The sequence below is a fragment of the Syntrophorhabdaceae bacterium genome (genome assembly GCA_035541755.1).
GTDB lineage: Bacteria > Desulfobacterota > Syntrophorhabdia > Syntrophorhabdales > Syntrophorhabdaceae > PNOF01.
The window spans coordinates 1-17,148 of sequence record DATKMQ010000143.1; the positions used below are offsets into that span (position 1 = coordinate 1).

Annotated in this window: 15 protein-coding genes; 13 read left to right on the plus strand and 2 right to left on the minus strand. The window is 47.7% G+C overall.

The annotated features are described in order from the left end of the window. Positions 1 to 881: 881 nt before the first annotated feature. The gene (locus VMT62_14185; protein HVN97574.1) at positions 882 to 1,337 is read right to left on the minus strand and encodes an ATP-binding protein; all 456 of its coding nucleotides are present in this window, start codon (positions 1,335 to 1,337) and stop codon (positions 882 to 884) included. Between the two features lie 379 nt (positions 1,338 to 1,716). Between VMT62_14185 and VMT62_14190 the strand changes: the two genes are divergently transcribed. The 13 genes from VMT62_14190 to VMT62_14250 all read left to right on the plus strand — a co-directional run bounded on the left by VMT62_14190 (position 1,717) and on the right by VMT62_14250 (position 15,439). Beyond that, on the plus strand, positions 1,717 to 2,949 hold the full coding sequence (locus VMT62_14190) for a MaoC family dehydratase N-terminal domain-containing protein (protein ID HVN97575.1): 1,233 nt from the start codon (positions 1,717 to 1,719) through the stop codon (positions 2,947 to 2,949). Between the two features lie 13 nt (positions 2,950 to 2,962). After that, the gene (locus tag VMT62_14195; protein ID HVN97576.1) at positions 2,963 to 3,643 is read left to right on the plus strand and encodes an ABC transporter substrate-binding protein; all 681 of its coding nucleotides are present in this window, start codon (positions 2,963 to 2,965) and stop codon (positions 3,641 to 3,643) included. Positions 3,644 to 3,948: 305 nt separating this feature from the next. Further along, the gene (locus VMT62_14200; protein HVN97577.1) at positions 3,949 to 5,340 is read left to right on the plus strand and encodes an MmgE/PrpD family protein; all 1,392 of its coding nucleotides are present in this window, start codon (positions 3,949 to 3,951) and stop codon (positions 5,338 to 5,340) included. A 26-nt stretch (positions 5,341 to 5,366) separates the two neighbouring features. After that, a complete protein-coding gene (glmS, locus tag VMT62_14205) occupies positions 5,367 to 5,789 on the plus strand; it encodes a methylaspartate mutase subunit S (protein ID HVN97578.1) in 423 nt (140 codons plus the stop codon). Then, a complete protein-coding gene (locus VMT62_14210; protein ID HVN97579.1) occupies positions 5,786 to 7,228 on the plus strand; it encodes a methylaspartate mutase subunit E in 1,443 nt (480 codons plus the stop codon). Before glmS ends, VMT62_14210 begins: the two co-directional genes overlap by 4 nt. Before the next feature lie 25 nt (positions 7,229 to 7,253). After that, the gene (locus VMT62_14215; protein HVN97580.1) at positions 7,254 to 8,459 is read left to right on the plus strand and encodes a CoA transferase; all 1,206 of its coding nucleotides are present in this window, start codon (positions 7,254 to 7,256) and stop codon (positions 8,457 to 8,459) included. Between the two features lie 105 nt (positions 8,460 to 8,564). Then, positions 8,565 to 9,008 carry a hypothetical protein gene (locus VMT62_14220; GenBank protein HVN97581.1) on the plus strand — a complete coding sequence of 148 codons (444 nt, stop codon included), beginning with the start codon at positions 8,565 to 8,567 and terminating at the stop codon, positions 9,006 to 9,008. Between the two features lie 55 nt (positions 9,009 to 9,063). Beyond that, the gene (locus VMT62_14225) at positions 9,064 to 11,133 is read left to right on the plus strand and encodes an FAD-dependent oxidoreductase (GenBank protein ID HVN97582.1); all 2,070 of its coding nucleotides are present in this window, start codon (positions 9,064 to 9,066) and stop codon (positions 11,131 to 11,133) included. Between the two features lie 37 nt (positions 11,134 to 11,170). Continuing rightward, the gene (locus VMT62_14230) at positions 11,171 to 11,695 is read left to right on the plus strand and encodes a TRAP transporter small permease subunit (GenBank protein ID HVN97583.1); all 525 of its coding nucleotides are present in this window, start codon (positions 11,171 to 11,173) and stop codon (positions 11,693 to 11,695) included. Further along, positions 11,692 to 12,999: a TRAP transporter large permease gene (locus VMT62_14235; protein ID HVN97584.1), complete on the plus strand. Its 1,308-nt coding sequence runs from the start codon at positions 11,692 to 11,694 to the stop codon at positions 12,997 to 12,999. Before VMT62_14230 ends, VMT62_14235 begins: the two co-directional genes overlap by 4 nt. Before the next feature lie 52 nt (positions 13,000 to 13,051). Next, positions 13,052 to 14,071 (plus strand): TRAP transporter substrate-binding protein DctP, encoded by a 1,020-nt coding sequence (dctP, locus tag VMT62_14240; protein HVN97585.1) that lies wholly within the window; start codon positions 13,052 to 13,054, stop codon positions 14,069 to 14,071. A gap of 570 nt (positions 14,072 to 14,641) precedes the next feature. Further along, entirely contained in the window at positions 14,642 to 15,271 is a 630-nt protein-coding gene (locus VMT62_14245) for a hypothetical protein (protein HVN97586.1), read from the plus strand. Between the two features lie 30 nt (positions 15,272 to 15,301). Next, on the plus strand, positions 15,302 to 15,439 hold the full coding sequence (locus tag VMT62_14250) for a glutamate mutase L (GenBank protein HVN97587.1): 138 nt from the start codon (positions 15,302 to 15,304) through the stop codon (positions 15,437 to 15,439). 621 nt (positions 15,440 to 16,060) lie between these two features. On the opposite strand, the gene VMT62_14255 is transcribed toward VMT62_14250, so the two are convergent. Further along, positions 16,061 to 16,684 carry a DNA polymerase IV gene (locus VMT62_14255; GenBank protein ID HVN97588.1) on the minus strand — a complete coding sequence of 208 codons (624 nt, stop codon included), beginning with the start codon at positions 16,682 to 16,684 and terminating at the stop codon, positions 16,061 to 16,063. Positions 16,685 to 17,148: the final 464 nt, after the last annotated feature.

Sequence of the window (17,148 nt, forward strand, 5' to 3'; positions counted from 1 at the left end):
TTCATCGGCTCGTCCAACGTATGCGACGCGGCCTTCAGTCCGATTGGTGTAGCCGGCTTGTCCGGCATCAACCTGTCCGCCGACAGGATTTGAACTGTCTGATCTCAGATTCGTCAATGATTTCAAATAGTTCATAGTATAATCATAGCAGACGATCCTTCTATGTCAAGTATAAAGCTAAATAATTACGAATACTTACAAAAATAGTTCCTATTTTGTTTTGGCCGTAAGAAGAGGGGTGCCACGGTTTTTGACCTGGTATAGGGTCGAAAAAGTGCTGTTTATTGTACAAGTGTGGTTTATTTTCGCGGAGAGGGCGAGGCTATGCGAAAAAAGACCGATAAACGTCAGGAAAATGGTTATTCTGAGGTTCTATGACGATAACTATTTATGCGCCGAATTTGGCAAAAAGTCGAGAACCATATCAAGCAAATTCCGCGCCCTTAAGGTGTCAGATGAGGCAGGTACGTCTTTCAGGGGTGAGGACGTTGGCCCTCTGACTAAGATGAGGACGTATAGGCATCACCCTCGAACATCTCAAACATAGCTTCCGCTTTTGTGATTCGGTAATTTCTTTTGTAATTCTTGACAGAGTTTTGCCTTCAAAGTTTATCTGATCATAGATTTTGCATGGGTCTTCCATAAGGTCACGATGACGCCGACCGTCCTTACCTGTCTCGCTTGCATAGCATTGGTGCAAGGTTTTAATATCTCGCATATTCTTCGAAGTCCTTTTTATATTTCTCGAATCGTCTTAACGCCTCGATTCTGTCACGAAAGTGTAGCGGAATCTTCTTTCTGACTCTTTTCTTTTTTACATCATATTCTACTTGTGGTCTCTCCTAAGTCATTGCGTAGAAGCACGTCGAGCAATATGCGTGCTACTCCTTTGACATATCGATAATCATTTGATTCGTGATTGATGGTGGTATGGTTTGAAATCCTGCTTCAAGATATTCCCTTTGGATAGGTTCTCGGCGTTGTAGGGTCTTCCTCGCAGCCTCATTGACCACAAGCTCCAGATCAGCGAACGAATAGCACTCTTTATCAGCAAGGAGACTGAAATACTCGATCTTTTCTTGCGGACGGTCCTTCATGTACAATTTGATGGCTTCCACTCTCGCTTCTAAATCCGGCGGTCCGATGTAAATCTTTTTGTCGAACCGGCCAGGTCTTCTTGCGGCAATATCGACATGGTTCAAATAATTCGTCGCGCCGATTACCATGATGCCTCTTTTGGCGCATTCGTTCATTTGAACCAAAAATTCGTTTACCTCTGCGCTAAAATGATGGCCTAATCCTTGCTCTCTATTCGGGATAAACGAAGCCGGTTCCACATCGCCTCAACTGTGCGGAGCTGTATGGGCGTTGCCATTCCCTGTCGCGTGCCGAGCCTCTCGAAATGGATCCCTTTGATCTGGGATCTGGTGATTTTACGCTCCCTCATAAGGATTTTTCTCCGGCCGGCGCCATAGGCCCTCTCACACCGGGGTCTTTGACGAACCTCCAGGCGACGTTCCTTACGCCTGGGCACCGAGTGAGCGCAGGCCAGAGTTCCAGTTAAAAAAAGATTGTATTTGTCATAACCACTATGATATAAGATATAAATAGTTGTTCGGATAAGAACAACATGTACGTATATGGACAATAGTATGCACAAAATAGTTGAGACCAAAAGGTGTGATGTTTGCTAACAAGAAGACAAGGAGGAAAGCAATGGATGAAGCAACAATAGACTACGAGGGACTAAGACAAAGATACGAGGATGGTACCCTGGAGCTATACGAGTGGAACCGAATTATAGATGACTTCTTGGCTGTCGATGCAAGAAGAGCCGGAACCGTAACTCCGGTACCTACCATATGGGAGTCCACCTACACTTTTCCGGTCAATGAACATTTGGTAACAGAAGACTTCATCAAGAAATATGCTTTCGCCGTTGGTGATTCAAATCCGCTCTACTATGACTCCGAATATGCCAAACGCTCGATCCATGGGAGCATTATAGCACCTCCTATTTTTCAAGGAGCCGTAGTGAACGCGGGCTGTTTCCCTGATAAACCAGAAATACCCGGATGGAACGCTTTTTATGGCGGAACGGAAAACCTCATGTTTAAGGTGGTGCATCCGGGAGACCGCTACCATGTAGTCAATAAGTATCTGGGCATTGAAGAGAAAGACAGTGCAGGCAAACCTTACCGTCTCTTTACTCCGAGGAACCAGAGAACCCTGTATAACGAGAAGAATGACATCGTCGGAATTTCGATCGCAAATGAAATCGTTCAGGCTATGCCTCCAGGAACAAAGAAGAGTACAGGACAAAAGCTTTTTGCCGACAGAAGGAGAACTCATTACACCGAAGAAGAATTGAACAAGATCCATCAATTTTACGAAGACGAAATGAAAGGCGCGTTCAGAAGGGGAGGCGAGGTGCTCTACTGGGAGGATGTTGTCGAAGGCGAGGAACTGAAACCTCTCATCCGCGGGCCGCTTGATGTGAGCGATATCGTTTCATGGATCGGGGGGGCTGCGGGATATGTGATCGCCTTCGGTTGGAAGTGGAATGCTCTGAAGAATGATCTGAAACGATGCCTCATAGATCCGGAAACGGGAGCACACCACAACGCAATTGATTGGCATTATCTGGACTCAATGGCGCAGGTAGCGGGATTGCCTTATGCCCACTCAACCGGACGTCAGAACGAAGCTATTGTGGCAAGCCTTATTTCCAACTGGATGGGGGATGCTGGTTTTGTAACAAGACTCTATTGTGCTCATCGGGTAACTTGGTTCCTCGGAGAGATAGTAACAGCGAAAGGCATGGTAAAGAGAAAATATGTACAAAACAATCAGCACCTCGTTGATCTGGATGCATGGACAGAACTCCCGGATGGGAAAAAGTGTACTGTAGGTGAAGGCACTGTGAAACTCATTTCAAAAGCAGATTAGGAAATAGTTCGTTTTGAAGGAGACGAAGAAGAACAACGTGCAAGCAACCAAAACGATGGGCTATCAGTTGGCAGTTATTTCACTAGCGGTCATGAGTCTGTTGTTTGTCTTTGGTACGCAAACAAAACCGCAATACGGCGGAACTCTTCGAGTCTCAGACCGTTATGAAGGCGCTCTAATCGGTCATCCTCCGAAAATGACTAAGACGCTTTTTGCTATGCGACAGGAGTTTCCCGCGCTTGAAACCCTTTTGCGTGTGAATAAGAGGGACCAGCTTATACCGTGGATCGCCAAGGCATTCGAGGAAGATGCTAAAGCCAAAACGATTGCTCTCACACTTAGAACGGGTGTCAAATTTTACGACAATATAGATTTTGATTCGGATGCCGTAAAATGGAACCTCGATCAGCGCATTGTTGTAAAAACAGTTGGCAAAGGAAGGATCAATTCAGCTGAGGTTGTGAATAAATCGACGGTCAAGATAACTCTGTCGGACTGGGACCGCACTTTCACTCGTAATCTTACGTGGTTTTTGGGTCTGATCATGCCTCCCGCGCAGATCGGCAAATATACGCAAATAGTCTACCAGGGTGGCAAGTGGGAGGGGCTCATCCAGGCTCAACCCACTGGAAATCCTGACGTGGTCGTTACGATGTCTAACCATTACGGCGGGGTGGTAAGCAATTTACTTTGATGAGCGCTCCTGATGACTACTCCAGGCATTACATGATGCAATTGGCGCGAGAGACCCAAAGAAGTAAGGCCAAAAACATTAAGACGGTTATGAAATTGATAATTGACAGGCATGCATTCACTATTCCGCTCCACTTTATGCCGGATTATGTAACGGCGAATAAGAGAGTGCACGATCATGGAATACTGGGGACACCACAAACGGACCTTTGGGCGCCGGAACATGCGTGGTTAGAAAAATAGCCTTACAGGGATTCGATTTTTCTTTAAGACGCTTAACGGACGAGTAATAAGGAGATTGGAACTATGGCCAAGCTTATCGATCAACTGACGGATCACATTCTGCATACGCGTTACGAAGAGTTAAGTAATGAGGTAATCGATGCAGGAAAAAAACGCATCATCGATGCAATAAGCTGTACCATTGGAGGTGCCAACGGTTCCGGCAATAAGGCCCTTCTGGACCTGATTCGCGGGTGGGGGGGGCGCAGGGAAGCTACCATTCTGGCCCACGGGGATAAGGTGCCGCTTCCCAATGCCGCGATGATGAACTCTATCATGACCCGGTCCTTTGATTTCGAAGTCACAGGACCCGAACCCGAAGGGAGAAACGCGGGGAAAATGGTGGGTCACGTGGCAAGCACGACGGAACCGGCGGCAGTTTCAATATCGGAGTATACCGGAGCCTCAGGCAAGGAGATGATTGCTGCGGTGGTGCTTGGTGGTGATCTGGCGGCCAGACTCGCTGTTGCCGACGATTTCAATTTTGTCACTTCTTTTGAAGCCTGTGGGACTGTCAATGCGTTTGGTGCTACGGCGATTGCGGGCAGACTAATGCATCTCGATCACGCACAGATGGTCAATGCCTTCGGTATTCTTGTTAATCTTCTAGCCGGATCTTTTCAGAGTATCTGGGATGGAGTCCATTCTTTCAAACTTCCGGGAGCGATGTCTGCTTACAACGGGGTTCTCTCGGTTCTTCTATCGCAGAGGGGGTTCCAGGGTATTCGGGATGCCCTTTCGAGTCCTCTCGGATATTTTGGGCAATATTGTAAGAACCCTCATCCGGAAAATGCTCTGGTTGATCTTGGAACAGTATACTACGTCAAAGGTCAGCACAAGCTTCATCCATCCTGTTATGGTAACCATAACGCTCTCGAGTGTGCCCTGGAAATCCTGAAAAAGCACGAGATCGACAGCGCCGATATCGAATCGATTACCTTCGATGTACCCCCGAACAGGATCAAACACTTTCTCAACCAGTATTTCGAGGAGAAGGACTGTCAGGTAAGAGCGCTCTTCAGCCTACCGTTCGGAATTGCTAACGCCTTTGTAAGAAAAGAGGTAAGGATTGAACATTACACGGACGATTACATCCGTGACCCGAGGGTACTTGCGCTGGTCAAGAAGATTACACTCGTACCCAATCTTCCGCTTGGAAAGAACCACGCGGGACGTCTAACGGTAAAACTGAAGAATGGACAGGAGTTATCGGCATACCGTGAGGACCCCCTGGGATGGCTGGATGCCCCTACTCCTTTTGAAGAGATTAAGAACAAGTTCATGAGGAATATAGAATTCTCGAAGACGGTGAGCAAGCAAAACGGACAGAAGGCCCTCAGTATGTTTGAGCACTTGGAGGACGTCGATAAAGTTTCCAAAATTATAAGGCTCCTGGTCCCGAGCAAAACGAGATAAGAAAGACAGTGTAAGGAGGATTATACATGAGCGTAACCTTGGTAACGGGTGTCATCGGTGACGATATACACAATATAGGGATAAAAGTACTGGAACATGCGCTGAGGAATAATGGCTTCAATATTGTTTCCCTCGGGATTGGTGTTTCCCAGAAGGAGTTCATTGATGCCGCCATAGAGACAAAGGCGGACGGCATTCTTGTCTCCTCTCTCTCGGGGCATGCGAAGGTCCTTTCAGAGGGCTTTCGGCAGAAATGTACTGAAGCCGGCCTGGAGAATATCCTCTTGTACATTGGCGGCCACCTCTTCATCGGCGATGACAAATGGGAAGATGTACACACATACTTCGAGGATCTGGGATATAACAGAGTCTATCCCGCATCAACTCTTCCCGAGGAAGTGATCGCCGCATTGAAATCAGATTTTCAACAAAGAGGTAGACAATTATGATCACCAATACACGAATAGCCGATGAAGATTTTGCCCAACAGAGAAAAGAAGTACTCGCCATGTGGAAGAGCGGCGCGGAAGTGGACCTCGATGAAGCGGCCGAGTATCACAAGAGTATCCTCACGACAAAAAATATGGCTGTTAAAATCGACGCAGCCCGTAAACGTGGCGAGATCCTGCTCACGAGCGACATGGGGCATACCACCATTGAGCAGGAGATTGAACTCCTGCAATACATACAGAATGAAGGCCACACTGACCTTCTCGGGACTATGGTCGACAGTTTCACGAGAACAAATCGCTTCGAACTGGCAGAGAGAGAGATAGAGAAGAGCAAAGCCTCAGGCAGAACACTTTTAAACGGTTTTCCGCTTATCAATCATGGTGTGAAGGGTACAAGAAAAGTGATAGATGCAGTTAATCTGCCTGTCCGGCTCCGGTTCGTGGGACCTGTTTGCAGGCTCATAGGGGAGGTAGGACTTGCCGGAGGCCACACGTACACGGAAGGTCAGACGCTTATCTGTTTTATGAACTACAGTAAGACGAACACGTTTGAGAGTGTTGTCCGGGAATATCAGTATCTCTTTCGCCTCATCGGGGAATACGAGAAGCGGGGTATCCCGATATGTGCCCATCCGCTCGGAGGCAACCAAATCCCCGGTATCACCCCTCCGAGTTTGATCCTTGCCGGAACAATTCTCAATCTCCTGAGCATGCCGGAGCAGGGCGTTAAACACGTGTGGGTGAACGCCGCCAGTCAGGGCAATATGGCGCAGGACATAGCATATGCGGTTGCTGCCCCGAGATTGTCAAACGAATATTTGAAGAAGCTTGGCTACAATGATGTGACTGTATACAGCGGCGGCGCCGAGATAGCGGGAAGATATCCGAGAGATGAAGCTCAGGCCATAGCGGAAGTCCTCTGGTCACCCGTTGTCTCCGTCTTTGCGAATGTAGACGTATGTCTCATTAAAACCCATGATGAGGCGCAGAGTATCACTACGAAAGAGAACGCAGCCTACAGTCTGCGAAGCGCAAAAATGATGCTTCGTATGCTAAAGGACCAGAAAATCAACATCACCAATAACGGGGATATCGAGGAAGAAATGGATATGATGGAAAAGGAAACGCGCGCCATCGTGGACCGTGCGCTCGAGTTTGGCAACGGTGATCCGGTGGTCGGCGCGGATAAAGCTGTTGAAGCCGGCATTCTCGATCATCCCGTTGCCTCCAATCGCCACGTGCGTGGTGTGGCAATGGGGGCAAGAGATGCAAAAGGTGCCATCCGGTATCTTGTCTGTGATAATCAGCCTTTCTCGAGAGAGATCCGCGACTTTCATAAGGAAAAACTTGCAGAACGGGAAAAGGCTATCGGAAAGAAGCTGAACTGGGATATGGTTGTGGAAGACATTCTGCAGATCAGTCAACCACTTGCCTGAACAAAGAATTGGGAGGTAAGATCTAATGGATAAAATCCTAAGTGGAGTACGCGTACTCGATTTCACCGATGCGTTGGCCGGGCCATACTGTACCCGCTACATGGCAGATTGTGGCGCGGAGGTCATAAACGTTGAGAAACCAGGCGGAAAGGTGGCCCGCGGTATTCCGTATTTTTTTAAAGGTGAAAGTACTGACTTTATTTATAACCACTGCGGCAAGAAAAGCCTCGGCGTCGATATGAAGAAGGAAGGCTCCCGAGAGCTTATCCTGAAGTTAGCAAAATCCTGTGATGTTGTGGTGGAGAACTTCCGTCCAGGTGTGATGAGAGAGTTTAATTTAACCTATCAGGATTTTAAAGAGGTGAACCCCTCAATGATTATGTGCTCCATTTCAGGGTGGGGGCAGGAGGGTCCCCGGGCCGAACAGATGGCCGCAGACCTAAGTATTCAATCCATCAGCGGCATCCTTGATCTTACCGGCGATCCCGATGGAAGACCGTCACTCGTAGGTTTCCCGGTAACGGACATTCTTGCGGGACTTAATGCCTTTGGTGCGATCTGTGCTGCATTGTACCGTCGCTCGATCTCAGGCCAGGGCGACTACATTGACATTGCCATGGCTGATTGTGCCATCAACTGCCTGCACATGGCGGTCGGTGTCCACACGCTCACAGAAGGAAAAGTGGAACTCAAACGGGCCGGTGCCTTCAACAATGATATGCCTTCATGGGGCATCTTCAAGGGGAAAGACGGATATCTCGCCATCAGTGCGGCTACGAAAGTAGGATGGGACAGGCTCACGGACCTGATGGGAAAACCCGAGCTTGCGACTGACCCTCGTTTTGAAACAAGAGAAGCACGGCTCAAAAATAAAGATGCGGTAGTCGAGTACGTCGAAGAGTGGCTCGGAGCATTTGACCATGTCGCTGACGTGGCAGCTCTCCTGCAGAGCTATCGCATGCAATCTGTCCCGGTCTTATCTGTGGCAAAGCTCGTCGATGAAGACGAGCAGTTTAAGCTTCGTAGGATGCTCAAAGAGCTTGAACATCCTACTCTCGGCAAAGTGAAATTCCTTACCAGCCCTCTACGGTATACCAATTCAAATGCCTCAGTGGAACGTCCACCCACAGTTAAAGCAGGAGAAAACACTGGCGATGTGCTCAAGGGTATACTCGGTATGACGGAAAAGGAATTGGACGCATTAAAAAAAGAAGGCGTTGTGTTTGAGTGAAGGTGAACGATCCAAGAAGACAGGCGTTTTGTAGTGACGATGTGGTGCATGAGTGGTGCTTATATTCAAGGATTGGGAAGATAAAAAATCCGGAGGAACGGTAATTTGCAAGAAAAAGAAGAATTCAAATATACAAAATATATTATTACCAATGCTGAGCCCAACGATCAGCATCTCGACTTCATGAGGACTCGCCTGCTTTTTCTGGACGACAACATTATACGAGGAGCACTCGCCGTCAATTGTGTGTGGTACTGGAAAGGATCGGAAATAGTAACGACAGAAGCTCACACGCACGATTGTGATGAGATTATTGCTTTTATTGGCACTAACCCCCAGGATCCCCATGATCTTGCCGGTGAGGTCGAGATATGGTTGGATGGCGAGAAACACATTCTCCGGAAGAGTTGCATGGTATTCGCGCCGAAAGGTTTTGCCCATTGTCCGCTGATTATCAGAAAGGCGAATAATCCCATTTTTCACTTCACGGCCAAAATTAAATCTGGGGCGAACCTGATCCAAGAGCGAGGTAATCTACAATCAAGATGAGTAAAAATCAACCTGTTCCCATAATCGAAATGTCTCTTAAGAAAGGTAGCAATTCATGAACAGCGACAATTTTCGACTCCTCCTTTCCCCCTCCTGTATAGGCCCAGTGAAGACCCGTAATCGGCTGATTAAATCCGCTGCGGGTCTTCAATACTGGGCCCAGGGAGATAACCCGGTATCGGACAAAGCAAAGTATCTCTACGAGGCTTTCGCCAAAGGAGGTGTCGGCCTCATCATCATGGAAAGCCCCAAAATCGAGCCGGGCGGCAAAGGCTTTCGACTCGACAACGACAAACATGTTGCGGCAATGTCAGAGGTTACTCAGCTCATTCACAAGTATGGATGTCCCGTATTTGCGCAGCTTGCTAACCTCGCGAACTGGAAACTTGTTCCGACCGCCGATACTCCCCGTGCTCCCTCTTCAGTCTGTGTCTATTCGGAGATGGATAACCACAATACGATGCCTCGACCTCTCACGTTAGGGGAGATAGAGGAGACGATAGAGAAGTTCATAAGCAATGCAGTTGGTGCCAGGAAGGCAGGCTTCGATGGCGTTGAGATCAATACCTCCTGCAGCCATCTCCTTCATACCTTCTTGTCGCCCTTCTGGAATAAACGCAATGACGCATACGGGTGTGACACATTGGAGGGTCGTACCCGTGTTCTTGTCTCAATAATTAAAGGAATAAAGAGGGCGGTCGGGTCAGACTTCGCCGTCTCCGTCATTATGAACGGCATTGAAACGGGCGTACTCATCGGTGTCGAACCGAGTGAGACGCTCAACTTTAGTGACAGCCTTGCAATAGCAAAGATAGTAGAGCAGGCAGGCGCAGATGCCATCCAGGTGAGATCACAGTGGGTCGGTCGACACGATGCATCCTTTCTTACCGATCACCTCTTCTATCCGGAACCACCTGTCCCATTAGAATCCTTCCCGAAAGAACTCGATATGAGTCATCATGGAGCAGGGGCAAATGCGGGCATGTCAGAGATCTTTAAGAAGACTGTCTCTATTCCCATTATCACCGTTGGAAGACTCGATCCTGTCCTCGGAGAACAGATCCTCCGGGAAGGCAAGGCAGACTTCATTGCGGTAACGAGACGCCTCTTTGCTGACCCTGAGTTCCCGAACAAACTCGCTGCAGGCAGATACCATGATATCGCCCCCTGTACCGCTTGCACGTGCTGCAAGGATGAAGACCATCCGAGGCGGTGCAGGATCAATGCGGCTATCGGAACCGATAAACCCTACCTAATAGAACCTGCAAATAAGAAAAAAAAGGTCCTCGTTATCGGTGGCGGCCCCTCCGGGATGGAAGCGGCACGGATAGCGGCCATAAGAGGTCATGCTGTTACCCTTATTGAGAAAACATCAAAGCTCGGGGGACTCATTCCCCTCGCTGCAATGGTCAAAGGTCTTGAGATTGAGGACCTGCCTGCAATCGTCCGTTACCTTAAAGGACAGATAACAAAACTCGGGGTAACACTAAGACTCAATACAGAGGCCACCTCTTCACTCATTGAGCAACTCAAGCCTGAGGTTGTTATTATCGCCACCGGCGGTATCCCCCAGGTGCCCGATATACCCGGCATCGATAGACCCAACGTAGTCAAGAACACCGACCTCCATAAGATGCTCAAGTTCTTTATGAAGTTTATCGCTCCCAAATATTTGAGAATGTTGAGCAAACTCTGGATGCCATTGGGAAAGAATGTTGTCATCATCGGTGGTGGTATTCAGGGTTGTGAGCTCGCCGAATTCCTCGTAAAAAGAGACAGAAAAGTAACCATCGTTGAAGAAGCCGGTGCGATGGGAGAAGGCATGATACAACATCTCAAGTACCAACTCTTCTACTGGTTCCGCAAGAAAGGTGTTGAGATACTCTCCGGTGTTAAACCTATAGCTGTCACAGAGAAAGGTCTTACCGTCCTCACCAAAGAAGGATACAAGCGCACCATTGAAGCGGACAGTATTGTCCCTGCGATACCCATGAGACCGAATTCCGACTTATTTGAAGACCTTAAAGGCAAAGTTCCGGAGCTCTATGCTGTTGGTGATTGCAGGAACCCGCAACTTATCGCCGATGCTGTTGCGGATGGGTGGAGAATTGGGAATGCCCTATAGAAACAAAAAAGGGTTCTAATTTCAGAGGAGATTGTAAATGGAGAAGATTTTAAAACCTGTTCGGCAAGTGATTAAAATCTGCACCGCTGGAGCCGGAATAGTGATGATCGGTGTCATGATGATGATAGTCGTTACTGCCTTGGCACGGCTTATCGGATATTCCATACCCGGAACATTCGATGTTATTGAAGTTTACATGATGATTGTGGGTGCTTATGCGGTGGCCTATTGTGAAACCCTGGAAGCATCAGCACGGGCAGAAATTATAACCAGTCGCGTTTCCTCCCGAGTACGAACAGGACTTGCAACATTTACTACATTCTTGAACGTGATTTATTGGACCGTATTGTTCTATGCCGGCTGGAAAGTATTGATGATGAAAATACAAAGAGGAGAACGGACGGAACTTCTGAATGCAAATATTGTACCTTCAAGATCGCTTTGGGTATTAGCGCTCGCTCTGATATGCATCTTTCTGTTTCTCAAACTGCTGGATAATTTTGCTCACGCAGTGAAGCCATCCAAGAAAGACACGTCCACAGCCGAGGGGGTGTCCCGATGAGTCCGGAAATATTAGGTCTGACAGGTTTTCTGTGTATTTTTGCTCTCCTTGCTTTGGGAATGCCAATTGGCTCTGCACTGGGACTCGTCGGTTTTGCGGGGATGTGTTTTGTCTATCCTATCAACGGTGTTTTAACGAAGATGGCAACCGTGCCTGTAGAACTTATTTCCGGCTATTCGTTCGCAGTCATGCCGCTATTTATTCTTATGGCTCAGGTTACCGTCGCCTCTCGATTCGGTGCAGATCTTTTCAAATTGGCGTCAAAATGGCTGGGCCATTTGAGGGGTGGCCTCGCAATGGCGAGCATAGGAGGATCGACTGCATTTGGAGCCTGCAGCGGTAGCGCTCTCATTACGGCTGCGACGGTTGCACCCATTGCTTTACCCGAGATGAGAAAATACAATTACGATACAAAGCTTGCTGTTGGTGCCTGTGCGGCAGGAGGTACTATAGGTAGCCTCATTCCTCCGAGCGGTATGTTCATCCTTTACGGAATTCTCACGGGTGCTTCCATAGGTAAGCTCTTCACGGCGAGCATTATCCCGGCTATTCTTACGATTATCTCGTATTTAATAACCATCTATATTATATGCAAACTTAATCCCACAGCAGGTCCCCCGGCGGAAGTAGCCACATTTCGAGAGAAAATAAGGGAGGTAAAGAACTGCTGGGAAATATTAACACTTCTTCTTATTGCAATTGGGGGGATGATCTATGGTTTTTTTACACCCACAGAATCAGGGGCGATAGGAGCTTTCGGTTCCATTGTGTTGGGCTTTGCAAAAAGAAGACTAACGTGGAAGGAATTAGGAACTACTCTCATGGGGTCGATGAAAACATCCGGCCTGATGTACACGATTTTCATGGGTGCTATGATCTTCAATTTCTTCTGCGCGAAGACAGGGCTTCCTGATTTTGCGGGCAATTGGGTACTTTCACTCCACATATCCGCATGGGCAGTAGTTGGTGTTATCGTTATTATTTATTTCTTTTTGGGCATGGTCATGGAAGCTCCCTCAATTCAGATACTCACTATACCTGTCTTTTATCCCATTCTGGTGAACATGTTGGGGTTTGACCCAACTTGGTTTGGAGTTGTGCAGGTTCGCATGCTCGAGATCACTTGTATAACTCCACCTTTAGGCATGATAGCCTACATTATTGCCGGGAGCCACAAGGACCTTACGCCTGGAATTGTCTTCAGGGGGGCAGGCCCTTTTCTATTGATGGAGCTTGTTACACTTCCTCTTTTCGTATTTGTAAAACCTATCACAATGTGGTTACCCAACTTGCTTATGAAGTGAGGTGCGCAGAAATAAATACACGCAGCAAAATAAAACAATGAAGGAGGAGGATATGGGTAAGAAAGTTTCGATGATTTTATGGGCAATTTTGATTGCTATGTCAATTGTTTTACCAAGCCAAGCTTTGGCGCAGCAGAAAGTCATTGAATTGACCTATGGGACGGCATTTGCCGCTGACCATACTTTCAGCAAGGCAGACGCGCTATGGATCGCGAAGATCGAAAAAGAAACACAAAGCAGGGTAAAGATTAAACCATACTGGGGAGGGCAGGTTATCGGAGGCGCCAACGCGGTAGAGGAACTAGCTGGAGGCGTAGCTGACATAGCGTATGTGAGTCCTAACAACACTAAAACAGGTTTCGCGATCGCAAAGGCAATACAACTTTTCTTTGCTGGTGCGAGCGAACCAATGGCTATGCGTGTTTACCAGCAACTAAGAGTCAAGTTTCCGGAGATTGATAAGGAATACACCGACGCCGGCATAAAACCGCTGGAATACTCAGTTAATACGCAGGAGATTCTGTCGGCGAAACCCATACGCAAATTGGACGATCTCAAAGGTAAAAGAATCCGCGTTGTGGGAGACTGGGCAAAAGTGTTAAGGGCAGTTGGGTCTGAAGGTATAACTACATCCACTTCAGAGATGTATACGGGCATGCAGAAGGGCATTCTGGATGGTATTCTCGGATTGACGGAAGGGCTTGAATCTCTGAAGCTTGCAGATGTGGTCAAATATGTGAGTATGTATGACATGCTGGCGGCTCCCTTTTCCGGACGGGCGATGAATCTGGCTAAATGGAACAGCCTCCCGCCCGATATCCAAAAGGTTTTCATGAGTAATGTCGAATACTGGTCAAAAGTAACGGAAGATGGACTAGCTGCTGCATGTAACCAGGCAGTAGAATATGCAAAAAAGAGAGGCCTTGAAGTCATTAACCCTTCTGACAAGGCGCAGCTCGCGGCAATAATGGTTTCCTTAGCTGACAAGGACGCGAAGGAGCTTGATACAAAAGGCATACGCGGAACAGCGATACTCCAGGAAGCTCAAAGACTGATCAAAGGCGGCAAATAAATGCATCGCCCCCAGATTAAATGATACTCAGCCACATTCATTGATGGAATTCCACCGGTGGCAATTCAGCCATGGCCCACCATCTGTTTGGTGCCGAAAGTCCGGTCCAGAAGAGACCCATGGGCATAGACGCCTTGAGCGGTTACTCTTTTCAGGTTGCAATGAAGTGGTAGCATTGGTCCAAGGTCAACCCGAGGTTTGTTCGTGCTTTTGTCGATAAATCAGGAGACGCAATTAGCTGGCTGTGCGAGAAAGGTTGATTTCCCTGAGAACCCGAATACTGTTCTCAGGAAATAAAATTATCCCCCAAAGTTTTTTGCGTCGACTGAGGAGGGTATTGGAAAGGATCTGAAGAGGCCAAACCTCGTTCTCACGATTGTGATGAGATTATGGCTTTCATTGGAACGAATCCATAAGATCCTCACGACCTCGGAGGTGTAATGGAAATCTGGTCGAACGATGAAAGATACTTGTGCACGAAGAGTTGCCTTGTTTTGTACCAAAAGGTCTTGTTCACGTATATTGGAACGATCTCAATTGTGATGATGATCATAGACAAAAGGAGAAAAGATGCCCTTCAAAATAAGATTCACGCTGATCGATTTTACCGGTAATGTCGAAGAGTACCCATGTCATTTCGGCTACAAAATAGGTGATGAAATCATTTATGACGGCGAACGTTTTACCGGGAGGGTATGCCCCAGCCTTATCGCTCAGATGGCTTCGGTAATTAAAATGATTCACGACCTCGGCAACAAAGGTTCTGAGCGTTCGCTTATGCGATACGGGGGGCATAGCAGGCTTGATCCAAGAATGAAGCAGTACGATGGTGTTGGATATGCTCCGGTTAGGAAAAGCACCGGTGCGGGAAGCATGTCTTCGCTGCCAACGGGTTGGCCTGTTTCATGTAACGACAGCAGAACCTCTGCTCTTTTCATAGCTGAACCTTTTGACCTTGCTTCGGGAGGTTTCGACACCCCCTATTACATGAGAGAAATGAGCATCCTGAAGAAAATAGAGAAAGAACCGGGTATTACTGCCGAAGCGATTCTGAACCGTTTTACCGATTGGGAGCGGGACAAGATTTTTCCACCTCTCACCCCCATCATTGTGGAACTCATGCTCGATGAACTTGAACAAACAGGGTATATAGACGTGAGAGATGGGAAGGCATACCCCTGTAAAAGAGATGAATTGTAATCTACCATTCTACAGGAGATCTAGTAATAAATGCCCGATATCGGCATCTTCGTTGACTTTGGCAGCACCTATACGAAAGTAACGGCTCTTGATCTCGATGGAGAAACACTTATTGCTCAAGGCAGAACAGCGATTACGGTGAGAAAGGATCTCACGTCATCTGACTAAGAATTAGCCAGCCAACGGGAACGAGTCGTGAAGTCGGGTCGCAAGTTGGTCATTTGAACAGTCAATCATCTGAACCTTCTTCCCCTTTCAAACCATACACAAATACGTTATAATAAATTGACGGTGAGGTTGTTTGCAGTTTATGAAAACAGGAACGAGCACGGCAGGTACATTAAAGGGAATTAAGAATAACCGCGTTGAGAAACCGGAAGATCAGCCGCCGAAGGAAGAAATACAGGATCTGCTTAGACTCCTAGGTTGGGCGAGGGATAAAGTACGTAGGGTAAGGGAAAGAGAATTGACCCGATACGGACTAAATCCCGATAAAGGAGCTGTTTTGATTGTTATTCAAAATCTAGGTGGCAGCGCAAGGACCGACGACATCGCCCGGCAGATAATTAGAGAACGCCATTCTGTCCATGAATTACTGCGCAGAATGGAAAAATCAGGGCTATTAAGAGAGATCGAGGGGGAGCACAGAAAAAACGGTATACGTTTCGAATTGACTGAAAAGGGGCGCGCGGCGTATCGTTTAGTTGTTAAGAGACCTCTGCAGCTTAGAATATTTTCTGTACTCCCAAGGAAAGAGCGTCAACGATTAAGAGACTCTTTATATGCGCTTTACAGTGAAGCATGTGAAGCTCTTGGTGAAAAAAGTCTTCCACTTAGCTCGACGTTTGTCCGAAAGAAAAGGTGACCCCAGAGCTTTCTTACGGGAAGTGTCTCAAGAACCGAAGGTATCGCATCTTTATCTATCCACCGAAGACCGTCAGGTTTGGCAAGATCGCTTGCCAGCTTGGCGATCAAGATATTGGGGCCCATCCCGATGGTGCAGTTGATACCGAGCTCATCCTTGACGGTCTTCTTGATGGTCCGGGCTAACCCATCGGGACCCCCGAAAAGATGGTGTGATCCGGTTATGTCGAGGAATATTTCGTCTATGGAATAGATCTCGATATCGGGCGTAAAGCGTTCGCAGATCTTTTCGAGCCTGCCGCAGATCTCGGCATACCGTGTGTGGTTGCCGACGACGAAGATAATATGGGGACAGAGCTTCTTTGCCTCGTGCGGAGTCATCCCTGTTCTCACACCGTATGCCCTTGCCTCATAGGAAGAGGTGGTGATGACTGTTCGTGCGCCGGCGCCGGTTACGGCAATGGGTTTACCCTGAAGAGCAGAGTTGACCTGCTGTTCCACGGATGCAAAGAAGGCGTCCATGTCGACGCAGAGGATAATTTTAGACACACTCTATTATAAACTTTTTTGAAATTGAAAATCACCGTTCTCGGTCGTCTGACAATCTGCAGGGAAGCATGAACATATCTTAACCAAGACTTAACTCCCTCCTAACAGTAATCCCCTAAGCTATCTCACAGGGCTGAGCAGGGGAAACACTTTTATACCATGAGGCTTATATCCAACAGTATCTAACAAACTCAGCAGGTTAGGGACGGATCAGGCCGAGGTGCTGACAATTCTCATTCTTTTTGGTGCTTTTATGGAAAGACCGAGTCTGAAGGTGGTAGAATGAATCAGGAAAAGATTCACTTTGCTGTCAACAGCACCATTACGTAAGGAGGAGACCTTATGAAGATCGTGAACCGAAGACAATTTCTCGAGACATCACTCGCAGCCGGAGCACTCCTTTCGGTAGGCGGGCTCCTTTCAAGGTCAGCGTATCCCGCTCAATCAGAGACTGTCCAGCCCCC